This is a genomic window from Streptomyces boluensis (assembly GCF_009908195.1).
Classification (GTDB): Bacteria; Actinomycetota; Actinomycetes; order Streptomycetales; family Streptomycetaceae; genus Streptomyces; species Streptomyces boluensis.
Window position 1 is genome coordinate 1 of record NZ_JAAAHS010000271.1, and the last position, 10,555, is coordinate 10,555.

Here is a 10,555-nt window from a genome sequence, read left to right on the forward strand (position 1 = left end):
GGCATGGCCTCACCGTACAAAGGGGCGCCGGCTGTCTCGTATCCAAGACGCTGTCTCGTATCCAAGACAGCTCGGAGCGGCGCCGTTCCGGGGCGGAGCGCGGACGTACGCTCGCGGCATGTCCGTCGTCCCGGCCGCCGCCCAGGTCCTGTCCATCCTCCGCTACCTCGCCGGTCAGGCCGGGCCCGTGCCCGCCGCGGCGATCAGCCGTGACGTGGGGCTGCCCCGGTCCACGGCGTACCACCTGCTCGACACCCTGGTGCGCGAGGGCTTCGTGGTGCATCTGCCGGAGGAGCGGCGGTACGGGCTCGGGGTCAGTGCCTTCGAGCTGGGTTCGGGGTACAGCAGGCAGGCGCCGTTCCAGCGCCTTGCGCGGGTGCCGCTGGCCCGGCTTGTCGACCGGACCGGGCACAACGCGCACCTCGCCGTGCTGCACGGCCCGGAGGTGCTGTATGTGATCGAGGAGCGGGCGCCGGGGCGGCGGCCGCTGGTCTCGGACGTGGGGGTGCGGCTGCCCGCGCATCTCACGGCGAGCGGCCGCGCGGTGCTCGCGCGGTTGCCGCAGCCTCAGTTGCGGGCGCTGTTCCCGGACGCGTCGGCGTTCGTGCGGCGCAACGAGCTGGGGCCCACTTCCCTCTCGGCGCTGCGGAACCTGCTGACCGAGGTGCGGCGGCGGGGCTATGCGACGGAGGAGAACGAGGTCACGAACGGCTTCTCGTCGGTGGCCGCGGCGGTGCTCGACCACACGGCGCACCCGGTGGCCGGGGTGGCGGTGACGTTCCCCGGGGACGAGGTCGACGAGGAGCAGGCCCGCCGGATCGCCGAGGAAGTGGGGCGTACGGCACGGGAGTTGAGCCGTCGGATCGGTGGCGTCGCGGAGGGGTGAGCGTCCCGATGCGCCCTCGAACGAGTCGGCCCCGGTCGCGCTGTCGGGCGCGGCCGGGGCCGATGGCGGTACGGGGGTCAGGGCCCCCGTACCGGGTCAGGCCAGGTCGCCCACAGCGCCCTGGGCGGCGGTGACGGCGGCGCCGGACGCCACGTACCGGACCGTCGCCTCGATCTCGGGGGCGAGCCAGCGGTCCGGGCCGGGACCGGCGACGAGCTCGCGGAGCCCGTCGCGGACGGCACCGGTGCCGGGCGCGGGGGTCAGCGGGGCGCGCAGGTCGAGGGCGCGGGCCGCGGTGTACAGCTCGACGGCGAGTACCCGGGTGAGCCCGTCGATGGCGCGGCGCAGCTTGCGCGCGGCCGACCAGCCCATCGACACGTGGTCCTCCTGCATGGCGCTGGAGGGGATCGAGTCGACGGAGGCCGGGTTGGCGAGCCGCTTCAGCTCGGACACGATCGCGGCCTGCGTGTACTGGGCGATCATGTGGCCGGAGTCCACACCGGGGTCGTCCGCGAGGAACGCGTTCAGGCCGTGGTTGCGGGCCACGTCGAGGAAGCGGTCGGTGCGGCGCTCGGCGATCGACGCGAGGTCGGCCACCGAGATGGCGAGGAAGTCCAGGACGGCCGCGACCGGCGCCCCGTGGAAGTTGCCGTTCGACTCGACGCGGCCGTCGGGGGTGACGACCGGGTTGTCGACGGCGCTCGCGAGTTCGCGGGACGCGACCAGCTCGGCGTGCGCGAGGGTGTCCCGCACGGTGCCGTGCACCTGGGGCGAGCAGCGCAGCGAGTACGCGTCCTGCACCCGCGTGCACTCCGGGCCGCGGTGGCTGGCGACGATGGCCGAACCGGCGAGCAGGGCCCGCAGGTTGGCGGCGCTGTCGGCCTGGCCGGGGTGCGGGCGCAGCGCCTGCAGGTCGGCGGCGAACACGGCGTCGGTGCCGAGCTGGCCCTCGACGCTCATCGCGGCCGAGATGTCGGCGACGCGCAGCAGTCCGTGCAGGTCGTGGGCGGCGAGGAGCAGCATGCCGAGCATGCCGTCGGTGCCGTTGATGAGGGCGAGGCCCTCCTTCTCGCGGAGCACGACGGGGGTGATGTCGGCGGCGGCGAGCGCGTCGCCGGCCGGCTGGAGCACGCCGTCGGCGTCGCGGACCTCGCCCTCGCCCATGACGGCGAGCGCGCAGTGCGCGAGCGGGGCCAGGTCGCCGGAGCAGCCGAGCGAGCCGTACTCGTGCACGACCGGGGTGATCCCGGCGTTGAGGAGCGCGGCGTAGGTCTGGGCGACCTCGGCGCGGACGCCGGTGCGGCCGGTGGCCAGGGTGGAGAGGCGGAGCAGCATGAGGGCGCGGACGACCTCGCGCTCGACCTCGGCGCCGGATCCGGCGGCGTGCGAGCGGACCAGGCTGCGCTGGAGCTGGGCGCGCAGCTCGGTGGGGATGTGCCGGGTGGCGAGGGCGCCGAAGCCGGTCGACACCCCGTAATGCGGGACCACGTCGTCGGCGAGTCCCTCGATGACCTCGCGGCTGCGCCTGATCTCCTTCAGCGCCTCGGGGGCGATCTCGACGCGGGCGTCGTGGCGGGCGACGGCTACTACGTCGTCAGGAGAGAGGGGGCCGATGTTCACTACAACGTTCATGACTCAATGAACTCCCATGTCAGCGGGTGGGCGCGACGGTCTCGAGCGACTCTCCGTCTGGGATCCCAGACATCTGCTCGTGCGGGGCCTTCGGACCCTTCCGCAACCAGAGTGCGTACACCGCGCCAAGGAGCGCGAGCCAGACGGCGCCGACGACGAGCGCGATCCGGGTGCTCTCGGCGAAGGCGAGCAGCACGAGGACGGCGGCCATGAACGCGATGGTGATGTACTGACCGTACGGCCAGAACGGCGCCGGGTACTTGAGCTCCGCGACCTCTTCGGGCGTCATCGCGCGCCGGGCCCGGACCTGGGAGAGCAGGATCATCAGCCAGACCCAGACGGTCGCGAAGGTCGCGATGGACGAGATGATGACGAAGACCTTCTCCGGCATGAGGGCGTTGAGCACCACGCCGAGCAGCAGGGCTCCCATCATGATCACGACGGTGGTCCAGGGGACGCCGTTCTTCGACAGCTTGCGCATCATGGCGGGCGCCTGGCCGCGCTCGGCCATGCCGTACATGACGCGGCCCGCGGCGAAGATGTCGCTGTTGATCGCGGACAGGGCGGCGACGATCACGACGACGTTGAGTACGGCCGCGGCGGACTTCACGCCGACGCTCGCGAAGATCGCCACGAACGGGCTGCCCTCGGCGCCGACGTGCTGCCACGGCGAGAGCGACATGATCACGGCGAGGGTGAGCACGTAGAACAGCACGATGCGCAGCGGGATCGAGTTGACCGCGCTCGGGATGGTCTTCTCCGGGTTCTGCGCCTCGCCCGCGGTGACGCCGATGATCTCGGTGCCGCCGAAGGCGAACATGACGATCGCGAAGGAGAGCACGAAGCCCTCGGCACCGTTCGGGAAGAACCCGCCGTGGCTCCACAGGTTAGAGACGCTCGCCTGGGCGCCGGAGTCGGTGATGCCGAAGACGATGATCGCGATACCGGCGATGATCATGGCGATGATCGCGACGATCTTCGCGAGCGAGAGCCAGAACTCCAGCTCACCGAAGACCTTGACGCTGAACAGGTTCATCACGCCGACGACGAGCACCGCGGCGAGGACCCAGATCCAGCGGGGCACGTCGGGGAACCAGAAGCCCATGTACACACCGAGCGCGGTGACATCGGCGAGACAGACGATCACCATCTCGAAGGCGTACGTCCAGCCGGTGGCGAAGCCCGCGAAGGGACCGAGGAAGCGGGTGGCGTACTCGCCGAAGGAGCCGGGACAGGGCTGGCGTACGGCCATCTCGCCGAGCGACCTGAGCACCAGGAAGACGGCCGCGCCGCCGATCAGATAGGCGAGCAGCACGGCCGGTCCGCCGGCCTGGATCGAGGCCGACGATCCGTAGAAGAGTCCGGTGCCGATGGCGGAGCCCAGGGCGATGAACCGGATGTGCCGCGATGTGAGCCCCCTGCTCAGCGCGGGCTTGTTGGTGCTCAAGGAAAGGCCCTCCTTGGGACGGGGCCCCGGTCGGCCGCGGGCAGGGCGGCGCCAGGGGTAGTTGAACGGGTGTGTCGAGCAAAATGGCGTCATCCGGGTGCGGCCGGTGACGGCCTGTCCCAACGCGAAGGGCCCTGTATATTCCTGTATAGACAGGGTGGTCAATAGGTGGACCGATGACTGGACGCGATTCCTCGAGCAGCGCCTCGCCCGCCGTCGGGCGCGCGCTGGACATTCTGCTGCACCTCGCCGGCAGGTCAGGACCCGTGCGGGCGGCGGCACTCGCACGCGATCTGGACATGCCCAGGTCGTCGGCGTACCACATCCTGAACGTGCTGGTGGAGCGCGGTTTCGTCGCCTACGTGCCGAAGGAGCAGGCGTACGGGCTCGGGGTCTCCTCGTTCGAGATCGGCTCCGCGTATCTGCGTCATGAACCGCTGGAACGTCTCGCCCGTCCGATCCTGCGGAACCTCGCGAACCGCCTCGGCCAGACCGCGCACCTCGGCATCCTCTACGGCGCCGAGACGGTCTATCTGCTCAAGGAGCGGCCTTCCGGCGGGCGCACGGCGGACGCCGAGGACATGCTCGTCACCGATATCGGCGTACGGCTGCCCGCGCATCTGACCGCCAGCGGCCGGGCGATCCTCGCCCACTCCGCCCAGGCACAGGTCCGGGCGCTGTTCCCACGGCCCGGCACCCTCGTCACCCGGACCGGCAAGGGCCCGCGCTCACTCGCGGAGCTGCTCGCGCTGCTCGCCGAGGACCGGGAACGCGGCTGGTCCGAGGAGGTCGAGCTGGTCTCGGACGGCTTCCGCTCGATGGGCGTCGCGGCCTTCGACCACCAGGCCCGCCCGATCGCCGCGCTCAGCAGCACCTGGCAGCGGCACTACGCCAGGCACGACGAGGACCACATCCGCACCCTCCTCACGGAAGGCGCCGCCCGGCTCACGGCGGCGGTGTCGGGGCACGCCCCGGAGCGCGCGTAGCGGCCGAGCGGCCAGTTCGCGTCGCGCGGTCAGTGCGCGTCGAACGTGCCCTGGAGCCGGTAGCGCGAGCCCGGGTGCAGCAGCCGGGCGACGCTGACCAGGGCGTCGTGCGACCAGGTACGGCGCTGGATCAGCAGGCACGGCTCGGAGCGGGCGATAGCGAGCAGCCCCGCCTCCTCCTTCGACGGCAGCACGGCCTCGACGATGTGCTCGCCCCGGCCGAGCGGCGCCACCTCGGACAGGAACGAGTACGGGGTGCGCCGGGTGAAGTCCTGGTCCAGGTAGCCGGGCGCGAAGCCGGGGTGCACGTAGCGGTCCTCCAGCTGGATGGCCACATCGTCCTCGATGTGCACCACCCGCGAGCGGTACACCGTGCGCCGCTCGCCGAGGCCGAGCTGTGCGGCGAGCTCCTCCCCCGCCTCCTCCTCGCCGAGCTGCAGAACCCGCGCCGCGTGCCGGTGGCCGCGGCCGCGCACCTCGTCGGCGATGTCGTGCACCTCGACCAGGGCGGAGGTGCCCTTGCGGGGCGCGACGAACGTGCCCACTCCCATCACGCGGCGCAGCGCACCCTCGGAACTCAGCTCCCGCAGCGCGCGGTTGATCGTCATGCGGGACAGGCCGAGGGACTCGACGAACTGGTTCTCCGAGGGCAGCAGGTCGCCCTCGCGCCAGTGGCCTTCGGCGATCTGCCCGGTCACGAGGTCCTTCACCCGCTGGTACGCGGGGGCGTGGCCGGCCGCCCGCTCCCGGTACAGCCTGGCCAGCTCCACGCCTTCCACGGCCAAGCCGCCCACCGTCCTCGTCGCTCCGTGCGGCGCCCGAGCGGCGCTCCCGCCCGGAATTCTAGGCTGCGGGCCCTTCCCGGAGCCGGGCGCGGTCCGGGCGCCGTCCGGCCCCGGTCCGGACACGGAATCGCGGTGCGGTCTCGGATCCGAGAATCCTGACGGGCGGCGCTGGTTCCGGGCCGCTTCGTGGCCTGTGATCGGAGTACCAACCCGTACGGAGACCACTCCCGTACGCCGTTTCCCGTACGGCTTCGCTCGTGCCCGTACGGCTCCGCTCGACTCCTCCTGGAGGCACCATGACCGGCGTTTCTCCTGAAGCCCGCAGCGTCCGCGCCCCGCGCGGCTCCGACCTGAACTGCCTCGGCTGGCAGCAGGAAGGCGCGCTGCGCATGCTGATGAACAACCTGGACCCGGAGGTCGCCGAGCATCCGGAGAACCTCGTCGTCTACGGCGGCACCGGCAAGGCCGCCCGCGACTGGAACTCGTACGACGCGATCGTGCGCACCCTCAAGACGCTCAAGGACGACGAGACGCTGCTCGTCCAGTCCGGCAAGCCGGTCGGCGTGATGCGCACCCACGCGTGGGCGCCGCGCGTACTGCTCGCCAACTCCAACCTGGTGGGCGACTGGGCGAACTGGGAGGAGTTCCGCTCCCTCGAGGAGCGCGGCCTGACCATGTACGGCCAGATGACCGCCGGTTCGTGGATCTACATCGGCAGCCAGGGCATCCTCCAGGGCACGTACGAGACGTTCGGCGCCGTCGCCCGGAAGAAGTTCGACGGCACGCTCGCCGGGACGATCACCCTGACCGCCGGTCTCGGCGGCATGGGCGGCGCCCAGCCGCTCGCCGTGACGATGAACGACGGCGTCGCGATCTGCGTCGACGTGGACGAGACCCGTATCGACCGCCGCATCGGCACCCGCTACCTGGACGTCAAGGCCGACAACCTGGACCACGCGCTCGAGCTTGCGGTCGAGGCCCGCGACGAGCGCCGCGGCCTGTCCATCGGCGTCGTCGGCAACGCCGCCGAGGTCTTCCCCGAGCTGCTGCGCCGCGACGCCCCGATCGACATCGTCACCGACCAGACCTCCGCGCACGACCCGCTGGCGTACCTGCCGGTCGGCGTGAGCGTCGAGGAGTGGCACGAGCAGGCCCGCAAGGACCCGGCCGACTTCACCGAGCGTTCGCGTGCCGCGATGGCCCTGCACGTCGAGGCCATGGTCGGCTTCCTCGACAAGGGTGCCGAGGTCTTCGACTACGGCAACTCGATCCGCGACGAGGCCCGCAAGGCCGGGTACACGCGTGCCTTCGACTTCCCCGGCTTCGTGCCCGCGCACATCCGGCCGCTGTTCGAGGAGGGCCTCGGCCCGTTCCGCTGGGCCGCGCTGTCCGGTGACCCGAAGGACATCGAGGCCACCGACAAGGCGATCAAGGAGCTGTTCCCCGAGAACAAGCACCTGCACCGCTGGCTCGACATGGCCGCCGAGCGCGTCGAGTTCGAGGGCCTGCCCGCCCGTATCTGCTGGCTCGGTTACGGCGAGCGGCACCTCGCGGGCCTGAAGTTCAACGAGATGGTCGCGTCCGGCGAGCTGTCCGCGCCGGTCGTGATCGGCCGCGACCACCTGGACTCCGGTTCCGTGGCCTCCCCGTACCGCGAGACCGAGTCGATGCTCGACGGCTCCGACGCCATCGCCGACTGGCCGCTGCTCAACGCCCTGGTCAACACCTCCTCCGGTGCGTCCTGGGTCTCCATCCACCACGGCGGTGGCGTCGGCATGGGCCGCTCCATCCACGCCGGTCAGGTGTGCGTCGCCGACGGCACCGAGCTCGCCGCCGAGAAGCTCGCCCGGGTCCTCACCAACGACCCCGGCATGGGTGTCATCCGGCACGTCGACGCCGGGTACGAGCACGCCGCCGCGGTGGCCGAGGACCGTGGGGTGCGCGTCCCGATGTCGGAGGCCGACGCGCTGTGAGCACCGCCCAACAGGCGCCCCTGGCCGCCGACCTGTCCGCGCCCGCGTGGACGGGCCGGGACGACGGTCCGGGGCCTGAGCACCTGCGCTGGCACCATGTCGTCGGCCACGATCCGGCGGCCGGTCCGTACGACGCCGCGTTCGTCGGCTTCCGCAGTGACGAGGGCGTACGGCGCAACAAGGGCCGGCAGGGCGCGGCCGGCGGACCGGCCGAGCTGCGCCGGGCGCTGTCCTCGATGGCGCTGCCCCGGCCGCTGCGCGCGCTCGACGCGGGCGATGTCGCCGTCACCGACGGCGACCTGGAGGCGGGCCAGCACCGCCTCGGCGCGGCGATCACCCCGCTGGTGGACCAGGGCGTCCCGGTCGTCGTCCTCGGCGGCGGCCACGAGGTGGCGTACGGCAGCTACCTGGGGCTCGCCGGGACCCGCGCGGTGCGGGAGGGCGCCCGCCTCGGCGTGCTGAACCTGGACGCGCACTTCGACCTGCGCGACGACGTGCGGCCCAGCTCCGGCACCCCGTTCCTGCAGATGGCGCGGGACGAGGAGGCGCGCGGGCGGCGGCTCGACTACCGGGTGCTCGGGGTGAGCCAGCCCAGCAACACGCAGCGGCTGTTCCGTACCGCCGACGAGCTCGGGGTGCGGTACCTGCCGGACACCGAGTGCGGGCCGTTCGACCTGCCGCGGGTCGACGCGTTCGTGGACGCGTTCCTCGCCGACTGCGACCTGGCGTTCCTCAGCATCGACCTGGACGTGCTGCCCGCGGGCAGCGCGCCGGGGGTGAGCGCTCCGGCGGCGTACGGGGTGGGCATGGACGTCATCGAGCGGGTCTGCGCGCGGATCGCGGCGAGCGGGAAGCTCGCGCTGTGCGATGTCGCCGAGCTGAACCCGGACCTCGACATCGACGCCCGCACCGCACGCGCCGGCGCACGCCTGATCCACCGGATCCTGACGGCACGCGGCTGAGCAACCGCCCACGGTCCACGGCCCGTCACTCCCGCCCGACAGCGGGGGTGACGGGCCGTTGTGCGTGCGGTGCCTCAGCCGGCCTCGGCCACCCGCTGGGCGCGCTCGGTGAGTTCGACCTTGCGGATCTTGCCGGTGGCCGTCATCGGGAACTCTCCGACGATCCGGACCAGCGGCACCTTGTACGACGCCATCGCGGAGCGCGCCCAGCCCTCAAGTTCCTCGGCGCCGAGGACCGCGCCGGGTTCCAGGCTGACGAACGCGACCGGCACCTGGCCCTTCGAGGCGTGTTCGGCCGGGACGACCGCGGCCGTGCGTACGGACGGGTGGCGGGTGAGGAGCAGCTCCACCTCGGCGGGGAAGACGCTCATGCCCTTGACCTTGATCATGTCCTTGTCCCGGCCGAGGTAGCGCAGACAGCCGTCCTCCCCGATCCGGCCGTTGTCGCCGGTGTGCAGCCAGCCGTCGCGGAGTTGACCGGCCGTCGCCTCGGGGTTCTGCCAGTACCCGGTCATCACCGACGGGCTCCGTACGAGGATCTCGCCGACCTCGCCGAGCGGCACCGGCTCGCCCGTCTCGAAGGAGACGACCGCGATGTCCGTGCCGGGGACGGGCACGCCGCAGAAGACCGGTTCGGCCAGCAGGTCCCGGTCGTCGCCCGCGAGGCCGTACGGCGTGGCGTCGAAGGTGTGCGTCTCGGTCATCCCGTACGCGCCCTCGCGGAGCACCGAGTGCGGGCCCGCGGCGGCGAGCCAGCGGTGGCGGACCTCGGGGCTGAGCTTGCGGACGAAGGAGACGGCCATCGGGTCGTCGAGGGAGGACAGGTCGGTGTCGGCGAGTTCGGGCCTGTCGAGGAGTTCGAGGTAGTTCTCGACCGTGCCGACCATGGTGCTGACCCGGTGCCGGCCGATCAGGTCGAGGGCGCGGGCCGCGTCCCAGCGCGGCATGAGCACGGAGGTGCCGCCGAGGACGAGGGGGCTGAGGATGCCGAGGTTCTCACCGGCGATCCAGAAGACCGGGATGTAGCAGAGCGCCACGAAGCCGCCGTCCGCGCCGCGCCCCATGGCGTTGGCGCTGGACGCGGTCGTGTAGAGCATGTGCCGTTGGGTGTGTTCGCAGCCCTTGGGCAGTCCGGTGGTGCCGCCCGTGTAGTTGAGCGCCGCCAGCGCGTCGAGGTCGGTCGGGTGCTGCGGTGCGGGCGGGTGCGCGACGGCGACCGACCAGGGGGTGATGCCCGCGCCCTCGGCGGGGAGCACAGGACCGGTACCGGAGGCGGCCAGTTCCTCGGGCCCGGTGACCAGGACCTGCCGGATCGGGGCCTGCGCGCGCACCTGTTCCACGAGGGGCAGGAGCCGGTCGACGGTGATCACCAACTCTGCGCCGCTGTCGGTGAGTTCGTACGCCAGCTCGGCCGCCTGGAACATCGGGTTGACGGGTACGTGCACCGCGCCGACGCGCAGGATCGCCATCATCGACACGAGGAACTGCGGGGTGTTGGGGAGGTGCACGGCGACCCGGTCGCCGGGCCGTACGCCTTCGGAGCGCAGCCAGCCGGCGAGGCGGGCGATCAGCGCGTCGAGTTCGCGGTACGTCGTGGTGCGGCCCTCGAAGACGACCGCGGCGCGGTCCGGCACGGTGTGGGCCCAGTGCGTGACGTGCTCGGGTATGCCCTGCTCGCCCAGCGGATAGCTGACGGTCGACGGTGTCCCGGCCGGGCGTACCGCTTCCTGGCGGGCCCGCAGGTCACGCAGGTACGCGTCCATGGTCTGGGTGTCCATCTGCTCGCTCCGCTCGTGGCTCTTGTGGCTCTCGTGGCTCTCGCGGTCGGGTGGTGCGGTCACCAGGTGTCCACGAAGGAGCGGCGGCCGGGCTCGCGGGTGGCTG

8 protein-coding genes are annotated in these 10,555 nt (G+C 72.1%); 4 read left to right on the top strand and 4 right to left on the bottom strand.

The window, feature by feature from the left end; genetic code table 11:
* Positions 1–118 precede the first annotated feature (118 nt).
* Positions 119–886 carry an IclR family transcriptional regulator gene (locus GUY60_RS26905; RefSeq protein ID WP_161702331.1) on the top strand — a complete coding sequence of 256 codons (768 nt, stop codon included), beginning with the start codon at positions 119–121 and terminating at the stop codon, positions 884–886.
* A 96-nt stretch (positions 887–982) separates the two neighbouring features.
* Here the strand turns inward: GUY60_RS26905 and hutH are convergent, their stop codons facing one another.
* On the bottom strand, positions 983–2,518 hold the full coding sequence (hutH, locus tag GUY60_RS26910; protein ID WP_161702333.1) for a histidine ammonia-lyase: 1,536 nt from the start codon (positions 2,516–2,518) through the stop codon (positions 983–985).
* A gap of 19 nt (positions 2,519–2,537) precedes the next feature.
* On the bottom strand, positions 2,538–3,965 hold the full coding sequence (locus GUY60_RS26915; RefSeq protein WP_223178738.1) for an amino acid permease: 1,428 nt from the start codon (positions 3,963–3,965) through the stop codon (positions 2,538–2,540).
* Positions 3,966–4,141: 176 nt separating this feature from the next.
* On the opposite strand from GUY60_RS26915, the gene GUY60_RS26920 reads away from it, so the two are divergent.
* A complete protein-coding gene (locus GUY60_RS26920) occupies positions 4,142–4,951 on the top strand; it encodes an IclR family transcriptional regulator (protein WP_161702335.1) in 810 nt (269 codons plus the stop codon).
* 29 nt (positions 4,952–4,980) lie between these two features.
* Here GUY60_RS26920 and hutC read toward each other — a convergent pair whose 3' ends face one another.
* Positions 4,981–5,730 (bottom strand): histidine utilization transcriptional repressor HutC, encoded by a 750-nt coding sequence (gene hutC, locus GUY60_RS26925; protein ID WP_312866435.1) that lies wholly within the window; start codon positions 5,728–5,730, stop codon positions 4,981–4,983.
* A gap of 302 nt (positions 5,731–6,032) precedes the next feature.
* Here hutC and hutU point away from each other — a divergent pair, with 302 nt between their 5' ends.
* Both hutU and hutG read left to right on the top strand, forming a co-directional pair.
* Positions 6,033–7,709: a urocanate hydratase gene (gene hutU, locus GUY60_RS26930; RefSeq protein WP_161702337.1), complete on the top strand. Its 1,677-nt coding sequence runs from the start codon at positions 6,033–6,035 to the stop codon at positions 7,707–7,709.
* Positions 7,706–8,671 carry a formimidoylglutamase gene (hutG, locus tag GUY60_RS26935; protein WP_312866433.1) on the top strand — a complete coding sequence of 322 codons (966 nt, stop codon included), beginning with the start codon at positions 7,706–7,708 and terminating at the stop codon, positions 8,669–8,671. Before hutU ends, hutG begins: the two co-directional genes overlap by 4 nt.
* A gap of 74 nt (positions 8,672–8,745) precedes the next feature.
* On the opposite strand, the gene GUY60_RS26940 is transcribed toward hutG, so the two are convergent.
* A partial coding sequence (locus GUY60_RS26940) for an AMP-binding protein (RefSeq protein WP_312866434.1) occupies positions 8,746–10,555 on the bottom strand: 1,810 nt, incomplete at its 5' end.